Here is a 24,404-nt window from a genome sequence, read left to right as displayed (position 1 = left end):
GCCCGCGAGATGTCGAAAACGAAGAAGCGCCCGTCGGGCAACCCGGCGAGGCAGGCCGCAGGCCGCAGTGCGACCGGTACCCCCGCTCCCCGTGGTCCCCGCTCGGCGTTCGGCGCCTGGGTCGCCGGGGCGAGACTGCGCACGCTCACCCTCTCGGTGGCGCCGGTGGCGCTCGGAGCCGGCGCGGCGATGGTCATCACCGACATCTCGAAGACGAGGCTGCTGCTGTGCCTCCTGGTCGCGGTCTTCCTGCAGATCGGTGTGAACTACGCCAACGACTACTCCGACGGCGTGCGCGGCACCGACGACGTGCGAGTCGGGCCACCTCGGCTCACCGGGTCGGGGCTCGTGCCGGCCAAGCGCGTGCTCGCGGTCGCCCTGGTGTTCTTCGGGCTCGCCGCCGCATCCGGTGTCGTCATCACCGTGCTCACCGGCCACTGGTGGCTGCTCGCCGTGGGCGCCGCGGCTATCGCGGCGGGGTGGTTCTATACCGGCGGCAAGCACCCCTACGGGTACTACGCGCTGGGCGAGCTGTTCGTGTTCGTCTTCTTCGGTCTGGTGGCCACCGCGGGCACCACGTTCATCCTGGCCGGAGAGGTGAACTTCGAGAGCTGGGCCGGCGGGGTCGCGGCGGGGGCCATCGCGTGCGCGGTGCTCATGGCCAACAACATCCGCGACATCGAGCAAGACCGGCTGGTGAAGAAGCGCACCCTGGCCGTGCTCATCGGCCGCACGGCGTCGCGCATCGTCTACGTGTTCTGGCTGCTCGTCGCCTACGCGATCCTGGCGTTCTTCAGCCTGCTCTACCCGCTGGCTCCGCTGGTGTTCTTCACCCTGCTCGTGACGGTGCCGGCCACCATCATCATGCTCACGGCCAAGAAGCCGCGGGAGTTCGTGACGGTGCTGCAGCTCACGAGCCTGTTCGGGCTGCTCTACGGCGTGGGGCTCGGGTTGTCGTTCGGATTCTGAGCCGGTTCGGCGGGGGAATCGTCGGCGGGTTCGGTGGCGCGTGCCGACTCGATGGCGTCGTCTTCGGCCAGCTCGTCGTCGGAGCGGGGCGCCTCGGTGTCGCGCGACGCGCGGCCGCGCGACGCCCGGGCGTCGTGCAGCGATCGCGAGGCCTCGTCGCGAGGGCGGCGCAGGGCGATGATCGAGATGCAGAGGGCGATCACCGCGGCCAGCACCGCCGCGATCCAGGGTGTGATGCCCACGAGGAGCAGCACCGTGAGCACGACCGCGAAGATACCCAGGCGGATGAGGGTGTACACGAGCCAGGTGCGTCCGGGATTCACGCCCTCGAGTCTAGGCCGCGCATCCTGAACGCCCGCCGGTGCGCGGTGGGAGAACACGCAGTCGGCTCCCGGATGCCGGGGGTACAGTTGCTCCATGGCCCGCCTACTCCTCGCACTCGTGATCGTCATCGTGGCGTTCACCGTGTACGCGCTGGTCGACTGCCTCATGCTCCCGAAGTCGCGAGTGAAGGCTCTTCCCCGGCCCGTCTGGGTGCTCATCATCCTGTTGTTCACGCCGCTCGGCGGCATCCTGTGGCTCCTCATCGGGCGCGGGCGCCGGTCGACCACGCCGCCGCCGCGCACTCTCGCGCCCGACGACGACCCCGACTTCCTCGGCACCATCAAGCCCGTGTACGACCCCCAGCAAGATGAGCGCATCCGTGAGCTCGAGAAGCGCCTGGCCGAGACCGACGACGAGTCGGACAGCGGCCGCGCCGAGCGGTGACGGTCAGTCCCGCCACCACGTTCGCGCACCGGCTCGCCGCCGAGCTGGTCGAACGAGGGGTCGAGCACGCCGTGGTGTCTCCCGGTTCGCGGTCGCAGGCTCTGGCTCTGGAGCTGGCACGCCTGGAGACCCAGGGCCGCATCCGGCTGCACGTGCGGATCGACGAGCGCGTCGCGGCGTTCACCGCGCTCGGCATCGCGCGCGAGAGCGGCCGGCCGGCGCTGGTCGTGACGACCTCGGGCACGGCGGTGGCCAACCTCGTGCCCGCCGTGGTGGAGGCGCACCACTCGGGGGTGCCGATGATCGTGCTCACCGCCGACCGGCCGGAGTCGCTCCGCGGCACCGGCTCGAACCAGACCACCGTGCAGCCCGGCATCTTCGGGGTGTTCGCCGTGGCCGAGGTCGACGTGCCGGCACCGACCGCTCAGGGCATCCCTGACGCGGGTGCGCTCGCAGAGTGGGCGGTGGCGGAGGCCACCGGCGGTTCGGGCCGGCCCGCGGGGGCGGTTCATCTCAACCTCCAGTTCGCGGAGCCGTTGTCGGGTTCGGTCGACCCGTCGATCGCCACGGTGCCCTGGGCCGCTCCCGTGGCGGCGGTGCCCTCCGATGGTGCGATCGCGCGCCTGGAAGCCGGGCCGCGCACGATCGTGATCGCGGGGGCGGATGCGGGAGAGGTCGCCGAGGAGACGGCCCGCCGCGCGGGCCTACCGCTCGTCGCCGAGGTCTCCAGCGGAGCCCGCTTCGGGCCGCTGCTGGTGGGGTCGTATCGCGAGCTGCTCGCGCATCCCGAGTTCGGCGGCGAGGTCGAGCGGGCCATCGTGTTCGGGCATCCCACCCTCAGTCGCGAGGTGCCTGCGGTGCTCGGCCGGCCGGGCGTCGAGGTGCTGGTGGTGGCGGGCCGGGGGGCACCCTTCCTGCCCGCCGGTGCCCGTGCGGTGGCGGGGGTCGACGTGTCGGGCCTGGATCCGCGCGACCCGCAGGCGCGGTCGTGGACCAACCGCTGGGTGCTCACCGGCCGGGGCCTGCTCGACGAGGCCGATGCCGAGGACGACGTCGACGCCCCCGTGGTGAGCGACAGTGGTACCGGGGACGTCGATGCGTCGCGCGCCTTCGCCCGGGGCGAGCTCGCGGCGCTGAACGCGCCGGTCACCCGGCGCTCGCTCGTGCGGGCGGCCTGGAGGGCGAGCTGGCCGCACGATCGGCTCGTGATCGGCGCCTCCCGCCTCATCCGGGTGCTCGACCAGGCGGCGGCGGGCAAGCGCATCCCGGTGCACGCGAACCGCGGACTCGCCGGGATCGACGGCACGGTGTCGACGGCGCTCGGGATCGCGGCCGCGGCGGCCGGTTCGGGCGCCAGGCGGGTGGGCACCACGCGCGTGCTGCTCGGCGATCTCGCGCTGCTGCACGACGCCGGGGCGCTCGCACGCACGCCGGGAGAGCCGGTTCCGCGGGTGCAGCTCGTGGTCGGCAACGACGGTGGCGGCACCATCTTCGACGGTCTCGAGGTGGCGGGAACGGCCGAGCGGGAGGCGTTCGACCGGGTGCTCTACACGCCGCAGGCCGTCGACCTCGCGGCGCTCGCCGCCGCGTACGGATGGGAGCACCGGCAGGTGACCCGCCGGGGGGAGCTCGACTCGGCGCTGGCGTCTCCCGCGCCCGGGTGCAGCATCGTCGAGGTGACGCTCGAACGGTGAGGTGCTCTCCTGCACAGTGTGGTGCGGGGTGGGAATTCTCCACAGAGCGGTCGCGGCGGCGGTGATGTCCTGGGGCCGAACTAGGCTCGACCTGTGACATCGACGACCTCAGCCACGGCACTCGACACGCTCCGCTGCGTGTTCGGCTACGACTCCTTCCGCGGAGACCAGGCGGCCATCGTCGAGCACGTCAGCGACGGGGGAGACGCGGTCGTGCTCATGCCCACGGGCGGCGGCAAGTCCCTGTGCTATCAAATCCCCTCGCTGGTGCGCGAGGGCACCGGCGTCGTCATCTCACCCCTCATCGCCCTCATGCACGACCAGGTCGAGGCGATGCGCGCCGTGGGCGTGCGGGCGGCGTTCCTCAACTCCACGCAAGACGCGCGTGAGCGAGGCGAGGTCGAGCGCGCCTACCTTGCCGGCGAGCTCGACCTGCTCTACGTCGCACCCGAGCGGCTCTCCGCCGAGAGCACGAAGCGCTTCCTCGAACAGGGCCGCATCGCCCTGTTCGCCATCGACGAGGCGCACTGCGTGGCGCAGTGGGGGCACGACTTCCGGCCCGACTACCTGGCGCTCGCCGAGCTGGCCGAGCGGTGGCCCACCGTCCCGCGCATCGCGCTCACCGCCACGGCCACCGAGGCCACCCACCGCGAGATCACCGAGCGGCTCTCGCTCGGGCACGCCCGGCACTTCGTGGCGAGCTTCGACAGGCCGAACATCCAGTACCGCATCGACGGCAAGAACGAGGTGCGGAGGCAGCTGCTCTCGTTCATCCGAGACGAGCACTCCGGCGAGGCCGGAATCGTCTACGGGCTTTCGCGCAACACCGTCGAGAAGACCGCCGAGTTCCTGTCGCAGAACGGCATCGACGCCATGCCCTACCACGCGGGGCTCGACGCCGGGCTGAGGGCACGTACGCAGTCGCGGTTCCTCCGTGAGGACGGCGTCGTGATCGTCGCGACCATCGCCTTCGGCATGGGCATCGACAAGCCCGACGTGCGCTTCGTCGCCCACATCGACCTGCCGAAGTCGGTCGAGGGCTACTACCAGGAGACCGGGCGCGCGGGTCGCGACGGGCTCGCCTCGACGGCCTGGATGGCCTACGGGCTGCAAGACGTGGTGCAGCAGCGGCGCATGATCGACGAGTCGCCGGGCGACCTCGCCCATCGCCGGAGGCTCTCGGCTCACCTCGACGCCATGCTCGCCCTCTGCGAGACCGTGTCGTGCCGTCGCGTGAACCTGCTCGGCTACTTCGGGCAGGCCAGCGAGGCGTGCGGAAACTGCGACACCTGCCTGCGGCCCCCGGAGTCGTGGGACGGCACGGTTCCCGCGCAGAAGCTGCTCTCCACCGTGGTGCGGCTCGAGCGCGAGCGCCGTCAGCGCTTCGGGGCCGGGCACCTCGTCGACATCCTGCGCGGCAAGCGTACCGAGCGGGTCGCGCAGTGGGGGCACGACGAGCTCTCCACCTGGGGCATCGGCGGCGAGCTGAGCGAGCAGCAGTGGCGCGGGGTGGTGCGGCAGCTGCTGGCCCAGGGCCTGCTCGCGGTCAACGACGACGGGTACGGCACGCTCGTCATCACCCCCGAGAGTGCCGCGGTGCTGTCGGGAGCGAAGCAGGTGCATCTGCGGCGAGAGCCCGAGCGTGCCGCGAGGTCGAGAGGGTCGGGCGGTTCCTCCGGAGCCGGCGGATCGGGTCGTGCCGGCTCCTCGGCGAAGGAGGCGCTCTCGGCCTCGGACGGCGAGATCTTCGAGGCGCTGAGGGCGTGGCGCGCGGCGACGGCGAAGGAGCAGGGAGTGCCGGCCTACGTGGTCTTCCACGACGCCACGCTCGCCGCCGTGGCCGAGCTCAAGCCGTCGAGCGTCGGCCAGCTCGCGGGGATCGCCGGGATCGGTGAGCGCAAGCGGGAGTCCTATGGCGAAGGTCTGGTGGCGGCGGTGGCTGCGGCACTCGACGGGTCGGGGGCACTCGACGGGTCGGGGACGATAGACGGGGCGGGGTCCAGTGGGGTCGCTCGGGCCGGAGGCGAGCGCTCTGCGATCGGCGGGCAGTCCGCCCGCGGCGATTCGGCGGCAGCGGCACCGCGGGGGCGCAGTGCGGCCCGGGGGAGCTCATCTCGCGGGGTGCAGCGCACCACCCGGCGGGTCGTCTTCCCCGATTCTGCCGAGCCCGAGTTCGCCCCCGAGTTCGCCGACGTCTTCCCCGACTACGACGCGTACGAGCCCCCGCCGCTCGACGACTCCGACGCGCCACCGCCCGACGACGCGCCGCCGGAGCGTTGGTGAGGGGCTGAGGGTCGTCAGGGCTGAGGCGGTGTCGAGGCGTCAGCCGCGTTCGGCCAGCAGCTCGGTCATGTAGTCGATCTCGCCCGACTGGGCGAAGATCACGGCCTTGGCGAGCGCGAGCACCAGCGGATTCGTGGTGCGGGCCTCCACCGCCTCGGCCATCTCCACGCCGCCCTGGTGGTGGGCGATCATGAGCTGCAGAAAGAGGCGCTCGGCGTCGACGCCGCTCAGCTCACCGAGCCGCTGGATGTCCTCGTCCGAGGCCATCCCGGGCATCGGGCCGCCCGGCACCATGTCGCCCGACCCGCTCGACGCCGTGGCGGAGCCGGCATGGCCGCCGTGGCCGTTGTCGGAGCCGTCGAGAGTCGGCTGCAGCATCCAGGTCATCGACGGCTGGCTCGAGGCCTGAGGCAGCCCCCACGCGTTGAGCCAGGCGTACATCTGACCCGACTGCTGCGACTGCGAGGTGGCGATGTCGTAGGCGAGCTGGCGTACGTCCGGATCGTCGGTCTCGTCGCGCACGATCATCGCCATCTGCACCGCCTGGTCGTGGTGCTGCTGCATGTCGCGGGCGAACCCTGCCTCCACGCTGGTGTCGCCCGGTACCGGCACCCGCGGCGCCGACAACCATCCCGCCGCGAACGCTCCCAGCACCACCACGACGGCCGCGACCACCCCCGCGAGCACGAGCCGGCCTTTCGGGGTCTTCGACGAGGCGGCCGGCACGCCGACCGGGCGTTCTGCCCCGGTGCCGCCGTCACTCCCCTCGCCGCTGCGCGGACCGTCCGTGCTGTCGCTCACCGGATCAGGCGACCTTTCCGGCACCGTCCACCCCGCCCGTGCACGCGGCGCCGGGCTCGGGGGCGTCGTTGGAGCGCCAGAACTTGGTCACGAAGTCGGCCAGACGGGTGTCGTCGCCCCCGTCGAGGAACACCTGGTTGCCCCAGGCCGAGGCCACGACGGGCGAGGCCAGTCCCTCGAAGGGCGAGAGCACCACGTAGGTGTCGGGCAGCTGGTCGCGGAGGGTCTGCACCCCGGCCTCGTCGACGACGGCGGGGTCGTAGGTCACCCACACCGCACCGTGCTCGAGGGCGTGCACGGCGTTCTCGTTGGGCACGGGCTCGGAGTACACGCCGCAGTTCAGCCACACCGCGGCGTGGTCGCCGCCGGCCGGCGGGGTCATCGCATAGTCGACCGTGCCCGAGACGTGGTTGGCGGTGAGGTCGGGGTAGGTCTGCAGCTCGCCGATCGAGATCGAGGCGGGGTCGACCTTGGGCTCGGCGCTGGTCACCACGAAGGTGATGATGAGGCCCACCACGAGTGCCCCCGCGGCTCCGCCGCCGATCCAGCCGAAGCGCCGGTTGCGCTGCTGCCGCTTCTGCTGGGCGAGCATGGCCGCCACCTTCTCGGCACGGCGCGCCTCACGCTCCTGCTTGACGGTGAGCTTCTTGGCCTGATCCTTCGCCTTCGGGGGGACGGGCGACGAGGAATCGGAACTGGGGGACACGGCACTCGTTTCGGTCGTGGACATCGGCAGTTGACGCTACAACTATTACGGAGGGCACCTGGAAAATCCATGGGTGCCTCCCCGCGCGTCCCCGTCCGGCTGAGGGAATTCGCATAGCTCGCCGTGCATATGACCCGTGTGAGGATCGGGAGATGTTCAAGTCGGCGGCGAAGGCGATCGCGCGGCCGGTCGCCTCGGTGGTGTACCGCCCGACGGTGATCGGCGCCGACAGGCTCCCGGCCGACGGCCCGGTCGTCATCGCGAGCAACCACCTCAGCTTCATCGACAGCGTCGCCATCACGATCGTCGCCCGCCGCGACGTGCGGTTCCTGGCGAAGTCCGAGTACTTCACGGGGGCGGGCTTCACGGGGCGGATGTCGAAGCTGTTCTTCGAGTCGATCGGCGCCATCCCGGTCGATCGCGAGAGCGCGACCGCCGCGCAGGACTCGTTGCAGCGCGGCCTCGAGGTGCTGCAGGAGGGCGGGGTGTTCGCGATCTACCCCGAGGGCACGCGCTCCCGCGACGGCAGGCTCTACAAGGGGCGCACCGGGGTGGCCTGGCTCGCGCTCACGGCGGGGTGCCCTGTCGTGCCGGTAGGGCTCATCGGCACGGAGGAACTCCTGCCCGTGGATGCGGCCCTCCCGCGCATCCGCCCCGTCACCATCGAGTTCGGTGAGCCGATCGACTCGGCGGGGTATGGCGACGCCGCCTCCGCCCGCGCGCGACGCCGTCTGACCGACGACGTCATGACCGCCATCGCCGGCCTGTCCGGTCAGGAGCTCGCCGGCGTCTACAACGAACCCCCACCCCACTCCGTCGCCGAACGCGTCCGCCGCGCCCTCCACCGCAACGACCCGGCCTGACGCCGCATCCCGCTCGTCGGCGACCCGCCAAGAAGTCGCCCATCCACCTCGTTCTCGAAGGATTATTGGCGGCTCGCGGGCCACACGGATGGGCGGCGCGAGCCGGGTCAGCCCCAGGTCTCGATTGCGGCGGGGCCGGGGCGGAGGGTGACCTCGGATGCGGGGTGCGAGCGACCCTCGGGGTCGACGAAGGCCAGGGAGAGCGGCTCTCCGGCCGTGGCGTCGACGATCTCGGAGGCGCGACCTCCCGTGTAGGGCTGAAACGTGTCGCCCCACTGCACCATGGCGCCGAGCACGAGGGCGAGCCCCTGACCCTTCTCGGTGAGGTGGTAGCTGGACCGCTCCCGGCTGCCCGGCTCGCGGTAGGCGCGCTTCTCGAACACCCCGGCCTCGACGAGCCGCGTCAGCCGCGCGCTCAGCACGTCGCTCGGCGCACCGAGCGCATCGCGGAACTCGGAGTACCTCGTGCGCCCCTTGAACGCCTCGCGGACCACGAGCAGAGACCACTTCTCGCCCACCACGTCGAGGGTGCGCACGATCTGGCATCGCGCTCCGGAATCGTCAGCAGCCATGTGCGGCAGTGTACGACTCCCTCATCTGAATTGGAAATTCCAATCCAGGGTGTACTCTCGACCCATGTCGTCCTCCGCTCCCTCCACGCCCGCCGGGCACGCACGGTTCCGTCTGGGCCGGCGCGGCACCTTCTGGTCCGCCGCCCTGGTGCTCGCCCTGTCGCTCTGGTCGAGCGGCGCGCCCAGCGTGCTCTACCCGATCTACGCGGCCGAGTGGAACCTGCCGCCGGTCGTGGTGACCGGTGTGTTCGGCGCCTACCCGCTGGCGCTCCTGCTGGTGCTGCTGTTCTTCGGCGGCCTCTCCGACGCCATCGGCCGCCGCCGCGCGATGCTCCTCGGCACCGCGCTGATCGTGGTGGCCGCCGGGCTGTTCGCGATCGCGCCCGACGTGCTGTGGTTGTTCGCCGCCCGCATCGTGCAGGGCGTCGGCACCGGTCTGGCGCTCGGAGCGGCCACCGCCGCGATGGTGGAGCACAACCCGTTCCGCAACCCGCGTGCGGCGAGTGCCGCGACGACGGCCTCCACCGCGACCGGTCTCACCATCGCCCTCGTGCTCTCAGGAGCCCTCGCCCAGTTCGCGCCGCTGCCGCTGGTGCTCTCGTACGTGGTGCTCGCGCTGATCGCCGCCGTCACGCTCGTCGCCCTCGCGCTGACCCCCGACGACTCGCCCCGCACATCCCGCGCCGACTCGCCCCGCGCCGGCGACACCCGGGCGTCCGTTGCCGACGGCACCCGCACATCCCGCCGCTCCGGCACGCTGCACCTGCCCCGGGGCGCGGTGCTCGCCTTCGCCGCGGCGACACTCTCGGTCTCGGTGGCCTACACCGTCGGTGCGATCTTCCTGTCGCTCGGATCGCAGATGGCCCGCGATCTCACCGGAACCTCGAACCTGCTCGTGGTCGGAGCCCTCCTCGGGGTGTCGTCGCTCGCGATCGGCGTCACCGCGCTCCTGCTCGGGCGCGTCCCCGCCCACGTCTCCATCATCGTCGGAGGGCTGCTGTCGCTGACGGGCCTCGCCGTGATGGCGGCCGCCGCGGCCGCCGGATCGATCGCACTGTTCCTGCTCTGGTGCGTGGTGGGCGGGATCGGGTACTCCTTCTGCTTCACCGGCGGCCTCGGCCTCGCGTCGCGCGTCGCGCCCGAGGCCCACCGGGGCGCCACCCTGTCGTTGCTCTACCTCGTGAGCTACCTCCTGCAGGCCGGCACCGCCGTGGCGGCGGGTGCGCTCGCCACCGCCCTGGGTCTACGCGCCGCCGTCGACATCGCGGCTCCGGCGCTCGCCCTGCTCGCCGTAGCCGCGATCGTGCTCTCCACCGCCGATCGGCGCCGCACGCGGGCGAAGGATGCGTCACGACCCGTGAGCGAGACACCCGTTTTGTCTGCCTCGTCACAGCCTTCGCCCAGCTGACTGTCGCATCCCTACAGGCGCCGGCACCGCGCATCCGTCTGCCGTTGTAGGCCGGTCACCGCCCGTTTTCGCCCCCGGGAGCCTGCTCGTACCGTGGATGCACGCACCACGACGACGAGGACGACGAGAATGACGAACACGGTCGGCACCACCCCTTCGACGCCCCACGGCGAGCCCGACGGCCGGCCCCTGGGCCGCGACGAAGACGCCGTCGAGCCCGACGCGATCGAGGTCGAACTCGACCGTTCGACCCGACGAGAGGCGCGGCCGTCCGGGGCCGGCTCCGCCGCATCCGTCTCCGCCCCTGCCTCCGACGCGCGCCGAGCGCACACCAACGACGTCGTCGTCGCGCGCACCGACGTGGAGTGGCTCGGCCGCTACCTGCTCGGAACCTGGGCCGAGGCCCGCCTGGCCTCGCGCGAGCTCACCGCCCGCCCCGAGATGCAGCGCATCGAGGGCCTGAGCCTCGAAGCCCACCGCGAGCGCGTCTTCGGCCAGCTCAAGCTGCTCGTCGAGAACGGGCAGGTGCACCGCGCCTTCCCGGCCTCGGTGGGAGGGGCCGACGACCACGGCGGCAACATCGCCGGCTTCGAGGAGCTCGTGGTGGCCGACCCGAGCCTGCAGATCAAGTCGGGCGTGCAGTGGGGCCTGTTCGGAGCCGCCGTGCTGCACCTCGGCACCGAGCGGCACCACAAGGCGTTCCTGCCCGGCATCATGAGCCTCGAGGTGCCCGGCGCCTTCGCCATGACCGAGACGGGTCACGGTTCCGACGTGGCCGCCATCGGCACCACCGCCACCTACGACGAGGCGGCGGGGGAGTTCGTCATCGACACCCCTTTCCGTGGTGCCTGGAAGGACTACCTCGGCAACGCCGCGAAGGACGGCATCGCCGCGGTGCTCTTCGCCCACCTCGTGACGAAGGGCGTCGATCACGGTGTGCACGCGTTCTACGTGCCGATCCGCGACGCCGCGACGGGCGAGTTCCTGCCCGGCGTGGGGGGAGAGGACGACGGTCTCAAGGGCGGACTCAACGGCATCGACAACGGCCGGCTGCACTTCACCGGTGTGCGCATCCCGCGCGAGAACCTGCTCAACCGCTACGGCGACGTGGATGCGGACGGCACGTACACGAGCCCCATCGCGAGCCCCGGGCGGCGCTTCTTCACCATGCTCGGCACGCTCGTGCAGGGCCGGGTGTCGCTCGACGGCGCCTCCACCGCCGCGGCGAAGATGGCCCTCAAGATCGCCATCACCTACGGCAACGAGCGCCGGCAGTTCACCGCGGGCAGCGACACCGACGAGGAGGTGCTGCTCGACTACCAGCTGCACCAGAAGCGACTGCTGCCCAAGCTCGCCACCACCTACGCCGCGAGTTTCGCGCACGAGGTGCTGCTGACCAAGTTCGACGAGGTGTTCTCGGGCGCCGCCGACACCGACGCCGACCGCCAAGACCTCGAGACCCTCGCGGCCGCGCTCAAGCCACTGAGCACCTGGCACGCGCTGGAGACCCTCCAGGAGGCGCGCGAGGCCTGCGGCGGCGCCGGCTTCCTGGCCGAGAACCGCCTCACCGGGCTCCGCGCCGACCTCGACATCTACGCCACCTTCGAGGGTGACAACCACGTGCTGCTGCAGCTCGTGGCCAAGCGCCTGCTCAGCGACTACGGCAAGCGCTTCGCCAAGGCCGACTTCGGCGTGCTCGCCCGCTACGTGGTGGAGCAGGCGGCCGGCCGCACCGTGCACGGCTCGGGCCTGCGTTCGCTCGGCCAGACCATCGTCGACTTCGGCTCCACCGCCCGCTCGGTGGGGCAGCTGCGCGACACCTCCTCGCAGCGGCAGCTGCTCACCGACCGGGTGCACACCATGGTGGCCTCGGTCGCCGCGAAGCTCCGCCCGGCCCCGAGGCTGTCGCAGAAGGATGCGGCGGCCCTGTTCAACCAGCACCAGACCGAGATCATCGAGGCGGCCCGCGCCCACGCGGAGCTTCTGCAGTGGGAGGCGTTCACCGACGCGATCGAGGGCGACGACCCGCGCGCCGCGGGCATGGACGACGGCACGCGGGTGGTGCTCACCTGGCTCCGTGACCTGTTCGGCCTCGGGCTCGTCGAGAAGCACCTCTCTTGGTACCTCATGAACGGCCGCCTCTCGCCCAAGCGCGCCCAGGCCGTCGGGCTCTACACCGAGCGCCTCGCCGCCCGCCTGCGCCCCCACGCGCAAGACCTCGTCGACGCCTTCGGCTACGGCCCCGAGCACCTCCGGGCCCCCATCGCCACGGGCGCCGAGAAGGGCCGGCAAGACGAGGCACGCGCCTACTACCGTGATCGCCGCGAGGCCGGCACCCTCCCCACCCCCGAGAAGTCGCTCGGCAAGTAGCGTTGGTCGGGCGAGGGCTCGCCTTGATTGGGTAGAGATTACTCAGGAGGCGGAGCGTTCATCCGCTCGTACCCTCGTGAAATGCCGCTCCACCTCGCCCCGTTCCATCCCGAACCCGAACCTTCCAACCGGTCGTCCGTCCGGCGTCGACTCACGTCGGTGGTGCCTGTCGCAGTGGTGGTGGCCTCCGTCTTGGTGGGAGGGCTCCCGGCAATCGCCGGGCCGACAGGGTTCATCTCGCTCCAACCGGTGTTCGAGTCGGCAGGGCCGACTCTGATCGCGGAGGGAATGGGTCAGTCGTTCTCGGGCGACGGTCGCTACACGGTGTTCGAGTCGAATGAGCTGCTCACCCCCGACGCGGTGGGCGACGTGCGGCACGTCTACCGGAGGAACACGGCGGACGGGACTCTGGAACTCGTCTCTCGACGGGCGCGTCCCGACCTTCCGGTCGGTCCGGCCTACAGGGCGTCGATCTCCGCAGACGGCAACTGGATCGCCTTCCAGACCACAGACGCCGGAATCTTCGAGGATGATCCGTCGCCGGTCGGCTCGATGCAGATCGCCCTCACGGATATGTCGACCGGAGAGATCATCCGCGTCTCCACACCGCGGGGCACGGTGCCCGTTCCCGGAGAGATCCTGAGTGCGGTGAACTCGGATGCCATGGTCTCGGCCGACGGAAGCCATGTCGTCTTCGTCTCGAATCAGCCCGGAATCAACAACCACGGTGCTCCCACGTCGATCCTGTCGACCGTCGAGCTATTCGATCGCTCGACCGGTGACATCACGAACGTCTCCGGTGGGGTGAACGCCGGCACCGGCGCTGCCGAGATGGCCCGGGGTGCCAGCGACGAGCCCGTGGTGTCGGCGGACGGCCGGTTCGTGGCGTTCACCTCGGATGCCACCAATCTGGGGGTGGCCGCCACGACGCCGGCTCCTACTGCGTCGACGTCATCTCCCACAGCCACTCCGGCTCCAGTCGAAAACGCCCCCGAGCGCAGGAGCTACGTCTACCGGTGGGATTCGGAGACGGGAAAGTCGATCCTGGTGAGCGCGTCGGTCGACGACACCGGGAGCGGCTTCACCAAGACCGATGACGACTCTTATGGGCCCACCATCTCCGGTGACGGGTCGAAGGTGGGCTTCATATCCGGCGCGACGAACCTCGTGGGGCCCACAGAAGTACCGACGACAGACGATCACATGACTGACGCGTTCGTTCGTGATCTCTCCGGTAAGGGCGCCGCCGTCACACACAGGGTCTCGTTGGTCATGGTCGATGAGGCGAAGCCGGACTGGCCGGACTCCTACGGCTACAGCCCTTCGGTGGTGAGGGTGCGGCGCTGGTACGAGCCGTGGGCCTCGACCACGAGAATCGCTCTGGCCGCCGACGGCCGCAGCGCCGTGCTCACCTCAATGACGCCGCTGGTCTCCATCCACGGCGACTGCGTCGGCTGCCAGAACTTCGTCGACGACAACAGCGCTCTCGACGTGTACCAGGTGCTGCTGACCGACGACGCCCGCCCCACCGCGCTGCAACCGGTGTCTGTGAAGCGAACCGACCAGTATGTCGCCAACACGACCGTACGGGCACTCCTCCGAGAATCCACCACCGGCGGTGGCGATTCCGTGGCCGACGGCAAGACTCCCTCCACCGCCGATGGATCCTGGGTGGCTTTCGGCTCGCTCGCCGGTGATCTCCGGGGGATCACCGGAACCACCCCGATCGGGTGGGGTCCGCCCTCGCCTGGTCATCCGAGTGGAGCCGTCACCGACTGGCTGCCGATCTACGTCGACGGCGGTGAGCCTGATGACCACTCAGAGCCGGTGCGCACCTTCACCGTGGCAGCGAATGCCTTCAATCCGCACCTGCACGTGCCGCTCGACGATCAGGCGGCGCTCGAGAAGCGGCCGACTCAGGCGATCGACTACGAGACGCGCATCCGATCGCTGCCGACCCTCGGAACACCCGCACAGGTGACCGCCACGAGCTTCTTGAGTGTGCCGTCCGTCGCTCCGAAGCAGAGCGACATCACCTACGGGCTCACCGTCACCGCGAACTCGGCCGGCTCGGCCGAGGTGGTCATCGAGTTCGACCAGTTCGCCGTCATGCGGGAGCTGAGCATCCCGCCGTACTGGGTCAAGGCAGCGGGCGATGCGGCGAACACCGTCACGTACACGAACACGCGTCTGAACGCCGGCGACACCGCCACATTCTCGCTGGCGCTGCGCAATACGAATGCACTCCTCAATGCGACGACCGCGAAGGTCGTCGCTTCGATCAACGGTGTGAGTCAAGCCGCCCAGGCCAGCGCCGCCGTGCGGCCGCCGCCACCTGTGTGCACTCAGCCGAGCACGGCCACGAAGGTGGTGGCAGGCGTCGCGACGAACCTCTTGCACACGCAGTGCGTCTCCGCTGCGACTCCGACCCGTGCGACCGTTCGGGCGGAGCACGGCAGCGCCGAACTCAAATACGGCGGCGGAATCACCTACACACCCGACGCCGGGCATCGCGGTGCCGACAGCATCACCGTGACCGGCGTCGACGGTTACTCCCGAATCAGCGATCCGGTGATCATCCCGGTCGAGGTCGTAGCGCCTCCGATTGCCGCGGGGGATTCGTACACCGTCGCGGGTGGATCCGTGCTGACGGTTCCGGCAGACCGTGGCGTGCTGGCTAACGACACGCTCCCCGCGGTCGACAGCGCCTGGCGGGTGCAACGAGGGTATCCACCGTCGAGCGGAACTCTCTCGATGGACGACGCCACAGGTGCCTTCACCTTCACGCCGGCCGACGGCTTCGTGGGAGACGTCACCTTCAAGTACCGCGTGAATGGCACAGGGCCGAACTCTGCAGCGTCCACCCCCATCGTGACGGTGGCCATCCATGTCACCCGATGAAGCGCTTAGCGAGGAACGGATGACCATGAATTCGCGTGCGGTTGTTGGTCGTGACGGCGCGAACCGTCGTTGCAGGGGTGCGGGTGTCGGTGGCTCCGCGCTGACGCTGGCCCTGTTGGCCGTGGTCGTCGGAGTAGCTCCGTCGGCGGCGTGGGCCGCCGATGATCTGTCCTGCGATGAGACCAAGGATCCGCCGGTGCGGGTGGTGCAGACGTCGGATGCGGACTACAACACCTATGACACGCAGACGTGCACGGGCGGGTCGTGGGTGTCCCGAGTCGTCGTGCGTCTGAGCAAGACTGTTCCGCCGCGCTCCGCAACGGTGGACGACCCGCTCGATCCGAACCGGCGAGTAACAGTGTCCGAGTTCTTCGACATCTCTCGGAAGGACGATCCGTACGGCATCCTGGAGGGCTTCAACGCGACCAAGGCGGCTGGATTGCCCAAGACCGACGACGAGAAGCGGGCGGTCGTGGACGCTCGTCTTGCGGTGGCCGAGCCCGCGGTGCAGGCAGCGGCACGTCGCGCGGCGATCCCGCTTCCCGCAGCGTGCCCCGACTTTCCCGAGGCCGGCACAGACGCCCCGGAAAGGCAGACCTTCCTGTACAAGCCGCCGGTGGCCACTATTCCAGGGGCCCCTGGATCGGGCGGGTACATCACGTACCAGTTGGGTGACGGACTCAGCGAGAGTCAGGTTCAGACCTGGAACATCGCGGTCGGCGCCGTGAATGCGGCGCTGGCGTACAACCCAGGCTTGCCCCAGCTCAAACTCTCTCGAGCCGGTGATGGAGTCGAGCCGACTCTGGAGCTGGAAGACCTTCCGAAAGGCGGGCTTGATGAGCATTGGTACATGCCACCATTCGACGAGGGAGTGCTTGAGGGACAGATGCGTCCCTATATCGGGGTCGACGGCCACCTGCGGAAGGGCACTGTCTACCTCCACTCCGACCCCCATTATGGAACCACGTTCACCGCGGTGCACGAATTGCTGCATGCCTATGGGGTGAGTGATTTCTCAATACCTGACGGTCACCCCACCGGTGTGCTGGTCATGCATGCAGCTAGTCCGCTCATCAATTTCGTGGAACGTGCGGAGCCTCGTGCCGAGTGGGTGTACTACGGCGTCAAGAGTGAACCCCTTTACGGCTTGGTCGATGTGTGCACCCTGGAGACGATTCAGAAGATCAAGCCGTAGCGGCGGTCCGGGTTTATCACAGAAGGAGATGACCGTGAAGTCAGGTGCGCGAGGAACCGCGATAGCGCTGGCGTTGATGGCAGTGGTGATCGGAGGCGTTCCGGCTGCGCCGGCGTGGGCTGCCGACGATCTGTCCTGTGATGAGGCCAAGGATCCGCCGGTGCGTGTGTTGGCGACTTCGGATTCGGATTACAACACTTTCGACACGCAGACCTGCACGGGCGGGTGGTGGGTGTCTAGGGTTGTCGTCCGCCTGAACAAGAATGTTTCGCCACGCTCCGCGACGGTCGACGATCCACTCGATCCGAACAGGCGGGTGACGGTTTCGGAGTTCTTCGACATCTCGCGGAAGGACGACCCGTACGGGATCTTGGAGGCGTTCAAGGCGACGAAGGCGGCCGGTTCCCCCACGACCGAGGACGAGAAGCGTGAGGTGGTGCAGGCTCGCCTCGACGTGGCCGAACCTGCCGTGCAGGCTGCAGCGCGCCGAGCGGCAATCCCCCTCCCCGCCGCATGCCCCAACCTGCCCGAAGTCGGCACAGCCGCCCCCGAGAGGCAGACCTTCCACTTCAAGCCGCCGGTGGCCACGATTCCAGGGCCGGCTGGATCCGGCGGATTCATCACCTATCAGCTGGGTGACGGGCTCAGCGACGGCCAAGTGAGTATCCTCACTGAGGCTGTCACGGCAGCGAACGCGGCGCTGGATGTGAACCCTCGACTTCCCCAGATCAAACTCTCCCGTGCCGGCGACGGTGTAGCCCCCACGCTGGAGTTCGAGGATCTTCCCGAGGGCGGGGCCGATGGCTGGTCGTTGCCGCCGGATTCCGGAAGAGTCAACGGGGAGGTGCAGCCGTATCTCACGCCTGACGGACGGTTGCGGAAGGCCTCCGTCTTCCTGAACGCCGATCCACACTTCGGAACCGTCGCCGTCGCAGTTCACGAGCTCTTGCACGCATACGGCGTGAAGGACTTCTCCGATCCCGATGACCAGCACTCCGGAGTACTCGTCATGCACGGAACCGCTACGCGCATCAACTTCGTCGAGCGACTCGAGCGTGCCCCGTTGTGGGAGGACTACGGAATCGAGAGCGAGCCGCTGTTCGGGATGGTGGATGTATGCACTCTGGAAACCATCCAGAAGATCACTCCTTAGTGGCGGTCGCGGTGGTACTCAGGTATCACGAAGACCGCGGGTGGCCATGCGAATTCGGCACCGGCGTCGGATGGGCGTGGCTCCGCGCATCCGTAGCTTCGAGGTGTGGGATGCAACGCGCATCCTGCGACACCGAGCACACGGATGCGAGAACGAAGGATGCGGGGACGCGGGCGATGATCGAAGCCACAGCACTGACCAAGCGATACGGGGCGAAGACGGCGGTGCACGACGTCAGCTTCGCGGTGAGGCCCGGGCAGGTGACCGGCTTCCTCGGCCCGAACGGGGCGGGCAAGTCGACGACCATGCGCATGATCATGGGCCTGGACCGCCCGACCTCGGGGCGGGTGACCGTCAACGGGCTGCCCTACGCGCAGCACCGCTCGCCGCTCCACGAGGTGGGTGCACTGCTCGAGGCGAAAGCCGTGCACACCGGCCGGAGTGCCCGCAACCATCTGCGGGCGATCGCGGCGACCCACGGCATCCCGAACCGCCGCGTCGACGAGGTGATCGACCTCACCGGCCTGCACGCGGTGGCGGGCAAGCGGGTGGGCGGGTTCTCGCTCGGCATGGGCCAGCGGCTCGGGCTCGCGGCGGCCCTGCTCGGCGACCCGGCCACGCTCATCCTCGACGAGCCGGTCAATGGCCTCGACCCCGAGGGCGTGCTGTGGGTGCGCGGCTTCGTGCGGCAGCTGGCCGCCGAGGGCCGCACCGTGCTGCTCTCGAGCCACCTCATGAGCGAGATGGCGCTCACAGCCGACCACATCATCGTGATCGGCAAGGGGCGGGTGATCGCCGACGCCAGCGTGGCCGACATCGTGGCCTCGACGCAGACCTTCGTGCGGGTGCGCAGCCCTCGCGCCGCCGAGCTGGCGCGCCGGCTCGGGCAGGCCGACGTGACGGTCACCGAGGTCGACCCCGGCCTCATCGAGGTGCGCGGTCTCACGGCCGACGCCATCGGCGACGCGGCCCTCGGCCTCGGGGTGGCGTTGCACGAGCTCACGACCGTGCAGGGCTCGCTCGAAGACGCCTACATGAACCTCACGCGCGACGAGGTGGAGTACCGCACCACAGTCGACCCCGGTGCCGCGGCCGGTGCGGCCGGCGCCACCGGTGCCGACGCCGGTCTCGAGGCGGTGGCCCGATGAGCGCCTCCACCTTCGCCGCCCCCTCGCCCGCGCCGGCGAGGGCCTCCCACCGCCCGCTGCCGCCGGCCCGACTCCGCTTCACCGGGGTGCTCCGCAGCGAGTGGATCAAGCTCATCACCCTCCGCTCGACGATCTGGGCCTGGATCGTGCTCGTGCTGCTGCAGGTCGGGATGGGCGTCATCTTCGTGCTCACCATGGATGCCGCCCCGGAGGGTGGCCCGCTGCAGCAGGGGGCGGATGCGGGCGCAGCCGACGCGGTCGCGCAGACGGCCGTCATGGCCTCGTCCCTCGGCATCCTGCTCGGCCAGCTCGTGATCTCGGTGCTCGGCGTGCTCGTCATCACCGGCGAATACGGCACCGGGCAGATCCGCTCGAGCCTCACGGCCGTGCCCAAGCGCCTGCCGGTGCTCTGGGCGAAGGCGATCGTGTTCGGGGTCACGAGCTTCGTGCTCGGCCTCATCGCGGTGGCCGCAGCCTACGCCGTCACCTGGCCGCTGCTCGACGACCGCGGGTACACCTCCGACCTCACCGACCCCGACGTGTGGGCACGGCTCGTGGGCGGTGCGGGCTACCTGGCGCTCATCGGCCTCATCGCCTTCTTCATCGGGGCGCTGCTGCGGCACACCGCCGCGGGCATCGGAGCGGCCGTCGGCCTGCTGCTGGTGGTGCCGACGGTGCTGCAGTTCATCTCGGCCGAGTGGGCGACGGTACTCGGGCAGTGGCTGCCGGGCAGCGTGGGCCAGTCGCTGTTCTTCGGCGGAGACGTGTTCGAGCCGTGGCAGGCGGTGCTCGTTATGCTCGGGTGGATCGCGGTGCTCGCCGCACCCGCGGCCATCCTGCTCACCCGGAGAGACGCCTGACCACCACCCCCGGCCCCCTGACGGGCCCCAGCAGCGCCACGTCGGCGCCGGCGGCACAGCCCGCCGGCGCCGACGACCTGCGCCTGCCGAAGCCGCCGGGGTTCATCCGGAGCTTCTTCAACCGGCACCCGTGGCTGCTCGACGGGTTCATCGCCGCGGGGATCGGCCTGCCGATGCTCGTGTACGCGCTCGTCACGCTGGCCAGGAGCGCCTTCGGCGACTCGCCGTTCGGGGGCGAGGCGATCCGCTCCTCGCCCTACTTCGGGCTGGTGCTGCTCTATCTCGCCGCCGCGGTGACCGTCGGCATGCTCTTCCGCCGCCACGTGCCGAGCGTCACGGCCGCCATCTGCGTCATCGCCCTGTTCGCCTCGAGCACGACCGCGCAGCAGATCGCCGGCCTGCCGATGATGATCGCGCTCTATGCGCTCGCCGTCTACCGCTCCACCCGCTCGGCCTGGATCTGGACCGCCGTCGCCACCGGCGTCGGCATCGTCTCGCTGGTGCTGCAGGTGCCCACCGACCTGGCCACGATCGTGGGCTACGGTCTGCTCAACGGCCTGCTGCTCGTCATCGCCACCCTGGTGGGCATCACCTTCGGCAACCGCCGGCGCTACATCACGGCGCTCCTCGACCGCGCGGCGCAGCTCGCCCGCGAGCGTGACCAGCGCGCCCAGCTCGCGGCCTCGGCCGAGCGCACGCGCATCGCCCGCGAGATGCACGACATCGTGGCGCACAGCCTCACCGTCATCGTCGCCCTCTCCGACGGCGCCGAGGCGAGCATCGAGCGCAACCCCGAGACGGCGCGCGAGGCGGTGCGGCAGACCGCCGTGACGGCACGACGGGCCCTCGCCGACATGCGGCGCTCGCTGGGCGTGCTGACCGAGCCGGGCTCGGGCACCGGTGAAGGCGGTGCGGATGCGGGTGGCACGGGCGGACCGGGCGCCGCGGATGCGCGGACCGCATCGGCCGAGGGTCTGGCCCCGCAGCCCCGGCTCGACGACCTCGGCGAGCTCGTGCAGTCGTACCGCGCGGCCGGCCTGCCGGTGCGCTTCACGGTCACGGGCGAGCCGCGCGGCGACGCCCTGCTGCAGCTCACCGTCTACCGCGTGGTGCAGGAGGCGCTCACCAACGCCCTGCGCTACGCCGTGCAGGTGACGCGAGTCGACGTGACGATCGGGTTCGCTGCGGCGGGTGTGACGATCGAGGTGGCCGACGACGGAGTCGATCCGGCCCGCGGTGCCGGCTCCGCGGGCAGCGGGCGCGGCCTGGTCGGGATGCGCGAACGGGTCGCGACCCTCGGTGGCACGGTGACGGCCGGGCCCGCCGGCGGGCGGGGCTGGACGGTGCGCGCCGAGCTGCCCGGTGCCCACGACAGCGAGGAGACCAGCGCATGACAGACCACACCCCCGCCTCCATCCGGGTGCTGCTCGTCGACGATCAGAGCCTCATCAGGATGGGCATGCGCATGGTGCTCGAGGCCCAGGCCGGCATCGAGGTGGCCGGCGAGGCGGCCGACGGCTGGGAGGCGATCGCCGCGGTGGAACGGCTGCACCCCGACGTGGTGCTGATGGACGTGCGGATGCCCGGGCTCGACGGCATCGCGGCCACCCGCAGCATCGTGGCGGCGCACCCGGCGAGCCGCATCCTCATCCTCACCACCTTCGACCTCGACGAGTACGCCTTCGCTGGGCTCCAGGCGGGGGCCAGCGGGTTTCTGCTCAAAGACGCGCAGCCGGCCGAGCTCGTGGCCGCCATCCGGGCGGTGGCCTCGGGCGACGCGGCGGTGTCGCCGCGGGTGACGCGCAAGCTGCTCGAGCTCTTCGGGCCTCAGCTGCCGGGAGGTGCACCGGCCGGAGCGATCACCGCCGTCGCTACGCAGCCGGTCGCATCCGCTGCCCCGGCCGGAGGCACGGCGGCTCTCGACCCGACGGCCGCCGCCCGCCTGGCGTCGCTCACCGAGCGCGAGCGCGAGGTGCTGGTCGCCATCGGCGAGGGTCTCAGCAACACCGAGATCGCCACGCGGCTGTTCCTGTCGGAGTCCACGGTGAAGACCCACGTCGGCCGGGTGCTCATGAAGCTCGAGCTGCGCGATCGCGTGCACGCCGTCATCTTCGCGTACTCGGCGGGACTGGCCGGGTGAGCGGCCGGCTCCGCGCATCCCGGTCCCCGGCGCTTCTCCGGTTGGGCAGTTAGTATCGCCCCATGCGTACGGCGACGAAGACGGCGACCGCAGGACTCGCCGTGCTCGTGCTCGCTGCCGCCCTCACCGGATGCGCGGGCGAGCGGGGCGAGGTGGGCGACGGCGAACCGGTCGCGACAGGCACCTCCTCCGCATCCGCCACGGCCGAACCCACCGTGCCCGCCACGAAGACACCCCGCGGCGTCGTGATCGGCGGGGTGACGCCGCTGCCCACGGGCGAGCGCTTCGACTACCAGCTCGGCGGGGGCTATCCGCCCGCGGACGGCGTGGGGATCGTGGCGCGCGACAGCACCGACGTTCCCGAGGCCGGGCTGTACTCGATCTGCTACGTCAACGGGTTCCAGACCCAGCCCGGTGCCGACTGGCCCGAGGAGCTGGTGCTGCACGACGACTCCGGTGACGAGGTGTTCGACCCCGGCTGGCCCGACGAGCGCATCCTCGACATCTCGAGCGAGGCGAACCGCCAGGCCATCGCGGCGATCCAGGCCGAGACCATCCGCGGGTGCGCCGAGGCGGGGTTCTCGGCGGTGGAATTCGACAACCTCGACTCGTACACCCGCTCGGGCGGGGCGCTCGACCTCGACTCCGCCGTGGCCTTCGCGCGTCTCCTGGTCGACCAGGCCCACGTGTCGGGTCTCGCCGCGGGGCAGAAGAACACGCCCGAGCTCGGCGAGCGGGGCGCGAGCGAGATCGGCTTCGACTTCGCCGTCTCGGAGCAGTGCGCGCTCTACGACGAGTGCGCCGCCTACACCGACGTCTACGGAGACCGGGTGCTCGACATCGAGTACGTCGAAGACCTCGACGGTGACTTCGCCGAGGTGTGCGCCGACCCGGCGACCCCGCCGCACGCCATCCTCCGCGACCGCGACCTCGCGCCGGCCGGCGCCGAGGGCCACGTGTACGAGAGCTGCTGAGCCGGGGGCCGGATGCCGCATCCGCACCCGGTGAGCCGTCGACAGGTCTTCACCCTCCGTTCACCCGACCTTTGAGTGCCGAGACCGTCCCCTGTCGCCGACTGCGCCGAGGATTGGTCACAACCCTGGGGCCGCCGTGCCGCGCAGCCCGGGTGACACGGGGGCGAGACAGATGGATCACGGCAGCGCAGCAGCGCGACACGGGCACGCCGCGGTGCTGGCCGCCGAGCGCACGGCGCTCGCCGAGTGCATGGTGCTGTTCGACTGGAACGGCACCGTCGTGCTCGATGCCGACCGGGCCAGGGCGGCGCTCAACGCGGTGCTCGCGAACCGGGGACTGCCGATGCTCGGCGAAGCGGAGTTCTCGCTGAGGTTCCGGCTGCCACTGTCGGAGCTGTTCGCCCGGCTCGGCGTGGCCGAGGCCGATCTCGGCCCGGCCGAGGAGGAGTGGTCGGATGCGCTGGAGAGCATCCGGGCCCGGCTTCGACCCGGAGCGGCGGACTGCCTCGGCGGTCTCAGCCGGTCGGGGGCCTGGCTGGGTGTGGTGTCGGCCGTCTCGCCGGCGGCGGTGCGCTTCGACCAGCGGTCGCTCGCGGTGCCCGCGGTGTGGAACTCGGTCGATGCGGGGGTGGCCGACAAGTACGCCGTGCTCGTGCGCCATCGGCCGCAACGTGCGTCGGCCTATTTCGTGGGCGATTCGCTCGACGACATGCGCTGCGCCTCGGCGGCGGGTTACACCCCGGTCGGCGTCGCGGGCGACCACCTCAGTGCCGAGGCGCTCCGGGCGGCGGGTGCCGTGCACGTGATCGAGCACCTGGGCGAGCTGCGAGCCATCGTGGGACCGGGCCCGGTCGATCAGCTGTAGCTGGAGTAGCTACCGCCGTAGACGGTCACCGTCTGGAACGCGATCGACACGATCACGACCGTGAACACGATCGTCGCGATGACCCCGACCGCGAGCAGGGCGATGGTGACCCACATCGGAGCGATGCCTCGGCCGGCCCGGCGGCGCACCACGACGGAGCGGCCGATCGGGTACACCGAGCCGAGGAACGCCCAGGCCCAGTGGAACGGGCGCGGGTAGCCGAGACGGGTGAGCCAGCGGTGGTCGAGGAAGGCGAACACGACTCCCGCCGCGTAGATGGCCCAGCCGAGCACCGTCACGATGCCCTGGGCGAGGAGCCCGGCCGGGGTGTAGCCGGCGTAACCGCCGAAGGGCGTGCCGTAGGGGTCGGCGAACGAGGCGGCGAGCACGCGGTCGAACTCGATCAGCGAGAGCGGGGCGAGCAGGAACGACACCAGGGGGAGGAGGGTGACGATCCAGATGAAGGGGCCGTAGACGGGCGTGCCCGGTGCGACGGAGAGCGGCGCCTGGGCGGCGTAGGCCGGGTAGGCGGGGGCTGCCGGTGCGGCGGGGGCCGGCGCAGCGGGGGCGTCGGTGTGCTCCGTCCAGCGGGTGCCGTCCCACCAGCGGCGGGCGGCCTGGCCCGAGGGGTCGGGGTACCATCCCGCGGGAACCTGGGCCGGGCCGGACGCATCGCTCATGGCACCAGCATAGGGTCGCCCCGGCCCGGTATCCTCGTGGGGGGACACGACAGG

General features: G+C 70.7%; 20 protein-coding genes and 1 pseudogene. 16 read left to right on the top strand and 5 right to left on the bottom strand.

From position 1 onward, the window contains the following. The first annotated feature begins 9 nt into the window (after nt 1–9). Complete coding sequence (locus N1031_RS15225; protein ID WP_259480566.1) at nt 10–969, top strand: 1,4-dihydroxy-2-naphthoate polyprenyltransferase; 960 nt, start codon at nt 10–12, stop codon at nt 967–969. Here N1031_RS15225 and N1031_RS15220 read toward each other — a convergent pair. Next, a complete protein-coding gene (locus N1031_RS15220) occupies nt 933–1,292 on the bottom strand; it encodes a DUF4229 domain-containing protein (protein WP_259480565.1) in 360 nt (119 codons plus the stop codon). The two genes, N1031_RS15225 and N1031_RS15220, sit on opposite strands and share 37 nt — an antisense overlap. A 94-nt stretch (nt 1,293–1,386) precedes the next feature. On the opposite strand from N1031_RS15220, the gene N1031_RS15215 reads away from it, so the two are divergent. The 3 genes and pseudogenes from N1031_RS15215 to recQ all read left to right on the top strand — a co-directional run. Continuing rightward, nucleotides 1,387–1,737 carry a PLDc N-terminal domain-containing protein gene (locus N1031_RS15215; protein ID WP_259480564.1) on the top strand — a complete coding sequence of 117 codons (351 nt, stop codon included), beginning with the start codon at nt 1,387–1,389 and terminating at the stop codon, nt 1,735–1,737. Continuing rightward, nucleotides 1,734–3,431 carry a 2-succinyl-5-enolpyruvyl-6-hydroxy-3-cyclohexene-1-carboxylic-acid synthase gene (gene menD, locus N1031_RS15210; protein WP_259480562.1) on the top strand — a complete coding sequence of 566 codons (1,698 nt, stop codon included), beginning with the start codon at nt 1,734–1,736 and terminating at the stop codon, nt 3,429–3,431. Before N1031_RS15215 ends, menD begins: the two co-directional genes overlap by 4 nt. 93 nt (nt 3,432–3,524) lie before the next feature. Beyond that, a pseudogene (gene recQ / locus N1031_RS15205) lies at nt 3,525–5,378 on the top strand (DNA helicase RecQ); the annotation flags it as partial. Nucleotides 5,379–5,753: 375 nt separating this feature from the next. On the opposite strand, the gene N1031_RS15200 reads toward recQ, so the two are convergent. Then, nucleotides 5,754–6,515 (bottom strand): DUF305 domain-containing protein, encoded by a 762-nt coding sequence (locus tag N1031_RS15200; RefSeq protein ID WP_259480560.1) that lies wholly within the window; start codon nt 6,513–6,515, stop codon nt 5,754–5,756. A 4-nt stretch (nt 6,516–6,519) separates the two neighbouring features. After that, nucleotides 6,520–7,245, bottom strand: coding sequence for a thioredoxin-like domain-containing protein (locus tag N1031_RS15195; RefSeq protein ID WP_259480559.1), 726 nt, complete (start codon nt 7,243–7,245; stop codon nt 6,520–6,522). A gap of 128 nt (nt 7,246–7,373) precedes the next feature. On the opposite strand from N1031_RS15195, the gene N1031_RS20460 reads away from it, so the two are divergent. Further along, nucleotides 7,374–8,084, top strand: a complete 711-nt coding sequence (locus N1031_RS20460; RefSeq protein ID WP_310795703.1) for a lysophospholipid acyltransferase family protein — start codon at nt 7,374–7,376, stop codon at nt 8,082–8,084. 107 nt (nt 8,085–8,191) lie between these two features. Here N1031_RS20460 and N1031_RS15185 read toward each other — a convergent pair whose 3' ends face one another. Beyond that, nucleotides 8,192–8,656, bottom strand: a complete 465-nt coding sequence (locus tag N1031_RS15185) for a winged helix-turn-helix transcriptional regulator (RefSeq protein ID WP_259480558.1) — start codon at nt 8,654–8,656, stop codon at nt 8,192–8,194. Between the two features lie 64 nt (nt 8,657–8,720). On the opposite strand from N1031_RS15185, the gene N1031_RS15180 reads away from it, so the two are divergent. From N1031_RS15180 to N1031_RS15130, 11 genes are all read left to right on the top strand, one after another. Continuing rightward, nucleotides 8,721–10,064 carry an MFS transporter gene (locus tag N1031_RS15180; RefSeq protein WP_259480557.1) on the top strand — a complete coding sequence of 448 codons (1,344 nt, stop codon included), beginning with the start codon at nt 8,721–8,723 and terminating at the stop codon, nt 10,062–10,064. A 129-nt stretch (nt 10,065–10,193) separates the two neighbouring features. Then, nucleotides 10,194–12,434 carry an acyl-CoA dehydrogenase family protein gene (locus tag N1031_RS15175; protein WP_259480556.1) on the top strand — a complete coding sequence of 747 codons (2,241 nt, stop codon included), beginning with the start codon at nt 10,194–10,196 and terminating at the stop codon, nt 12,432–12,434. Between the two features lie 159 nt (nt 12,435–12,593). Next, complete coding sequence (locus N1031_RS15170) at nt 12,594–15,335, top strand: Ig-like domain-containing protein (RefSeq protein WP_259480555.1); 2,742 nt, start codon at nt 12,594–12,596, stop codon at nt 15,333–15,335. 19 nt (nt 15,336–15,354) lie between these two features. Further along, the gene (locus N1031_RS15165; RefSeq protein ID WP_259480554.1) at nt 15,355–16,530 is read left to right on the top strand and encodes a hypothetical protein; all 1,176 of its coding nucleotides are present in this window, start codon (nt 15,355–15,357) and stop codon (nt 16,528–16,530) included. Nucleotides 16,531–16,558: 28 nt separating this feature from the next. Further along, the gene (locus tag N1031_RS15160) at nt 16,559–17,683 is read left to right on the top strand and encodes a hypothetical protein (RefSeq protein ID WP_259480552.1); all 1,125 of its coding nucleotides are present in this window, start codon (nt 16,559–16,561) and stop codon (nt 17,681–17,683) included. 176 nt (nt 17,684–17,859) lie between these two features. Next, nucleotides 17,860–18,831, top strand: coding sequence for an ABC transporter ATP-binding protein (locus tag N1031_RS15155; protein ID WP_259480717.1), 972 nt, complete (start codon nt 17,860–17,862; stop codon nt 18,829–18,831). Then, a complete protein-coding gene (locus N1031_RS15150; RefSeq protein ID WP_259480551.1) occupies nt 18,828–19,691 on the top strand; it encodes an ABC-2 transporter permease in 864 nt (287 codons plus the stop codon). The genes N1031_RS15155 and N1031_RS15150 overlap by 4 nt, the downstream gene beginning before the upstream one ends. Next, nucleotides 19,634–21,085, top strand: a complete 1,452-nt coding sequence (locus N1031_RS15145; protein WP_259480549.1) for a sensor histidine kinase — start codon at nt 19,634–19,636, stop codon at nt 21,083–21,085. Before N1031_RS15150 ends, N1031_RS15145 begins: the two co-directional genes overlap by 58 nt. Next, on the top strand, nt 21,082–21,831 hold the full coding sequence (locus tag N1031_RS15140) for a response regulator (RefSeq protein WP_259480547.1): 750 nt from the start codon (nt 21,082–21,084) through the stop codon (nt 21,829–21,831). The genes N1031_RS15145 and N1031_RS15140 overlap by 4 nt, the downstream gene beginning before the upstream one ends. Nucleotides 21,832–21,893: 62 nt before the next feature. Then, nucleotides 21,894–22,805: an endo alpha-1,4 polygalactosaminidase gene (locus tag N1031_RS15135; RefSeq protein ID WP_259480546.1), complete on the top strand. Its 912-nt coding sequence runs from the start codon at nt 21,894–21,896 to the stop codon at nt 22,803–22,805. 172 nt (nt 22,806–22,977) lie between these two features. Then, nucleotides 22,978–23,670: an HAD family hydrolase gene (locus tag N1031_RS15130; RefSeq protein ID WP_259480545.1), complete on the top strand. Its 693-nt coding sequence runs from the start codon at nt 22,978–22,980 to the stop codon at nt 23,668–23,670. Here N1031_RS15130 and N1031_RS15125 read toward each other — a convergent pair. Beyond that, a complete protein-coding gene (locus N1031_RS15125; protein ID WP_259480544.1) occupies nt 23,661–24,350 on the bottom strand; it encodes a DUF2510 domain-containing protein in 690 nt (229 codons plus the stop codon). The two genes, N1031_RS15130 and N1031_RS15125, sit on opposite strands and share 10 nt — an antisense overlap. Between the last annotated feature and the right edge of the window lie 54 nt (nt 24,351–24,404).

Origin of the sequence: Herbiconiux moechotypicola (assembly GCF_024979255.1) — a bacterium.
In the GTDB taxonomy this organism is placed as follows: Bacteria; Actinomycetota; Actinomycetes; order Actinomycetales; family Microbacteriaceae; genus Herbiconiux; species Herbiconiux moechotypicola.
This window is presented reverse-complemented; position numbering and strand designations above follow the sequence as displayed.

Bases quoted from the DNA above. Each gene is read 5' to 3' on its own strand.
- N1031_RS15225 (WP_259480566.1), top strand. From the start codon at position 10: ATGTCGAAAACGAAGAAGCGCCCGTCGGGCAACCCGGCGAGGCAGGCC.
- N1031_RS15215 (WP_259480564.1), top strand. From the start codon at position 1,387: ATGGCCCGCCTACTCCTCGCACTCGTGATCGTCATCGTGGCGTTCACC.
- N1031_RS15195 (WP_259480559.1), bottom strand. From the start codon at position 7,245: ATGTCCACGACCGAAACGAGTGCCGTGTCCCCCAGTTCCGATTCCTCG.
- N1031_RS20460 (WP_310795703.1), top strand. From the start codon at position 7,374: ATGTTCAAGTCGGCGGCGAAGGCGATCGCGCGGCCGGTCGCCTCGGTG.
- N1031_RS15185 (WP_259480558.1), bottom strand. From the start codon at position 8,656: ATGGCTGCTGACGATTCCGGAGCGCGATGCCAGATCGTGCGCACCCTC.
- N1031_RS15180 (WP_259480557.1), top strand. From the start codon at position 8,721: ATGTCGTCCTCCGCTCCCTCCACGCCCGCCGGGCACGCACGGTTCCGT.
- N1031_RS15175 (WP_259480556.1), top strand. From the start codon at position 10,194: ATGACGAACACGGTCGGCACCACCCCTTCGACGCCCCACGGCGAGCCC.
- N1031_RS15165 (WP_259480554.1), top strand. From the start codon at position 15,355: ATGACCATGAATTCGCGTGCGGTTGTTGGTCGTGACGGCGCGAACCGT.
- N1031_RS15160 (WP_259480552.1), top strand. From the start codon at position 16,559: ATGACCGTGAAGTCAGGTGCGCGAGGAACCGCGATAGCGCTGGCGTTG.
- N1031_RS15155 (WP_259480717.1), top strand. From the start codon at position 17,860: ATGATCGAAGCCACAGCACTGACCAAGCGATACGGGGCGAAGACGGCG.
- N1031_RS15150 (WP_259480551.1), top strand. From the start codon at position 18,828: ATGAGCGCCTCCACCTTCGCCGCCCCCTCGCCCGCGCCGGCGAGGGCC.
- N1031_RS15140 (WP_259480547.1), top strand. From the start codon at position 21,082: ATGACAGACCACACCCCCGCCTCCATCCGGGTGCTGCTCGTCGACGAT.
- N1031_RS15135 (WP_259480546.1), top strand. From the start codon at position 21,894: ATGCGTACGGCGACGAAGACGGCGACCGCAGGACTCGCCGTGCTCGTG.
- N1031_RS15130 (WP_259480545.1), top strand. From the start codon at position 22,978: ATGGATCACGGCAGCGCAGCAGCGCGACACGGGCACGCCGCGGTGCTG.
- N1031_RS15125 (WP_259480544.1), bottom strand. From the start codon at position 24,350: ATGAGCGATGCGTCCGGCCCGGCCCAGGTTCCCGCGGGATGGTACCCC.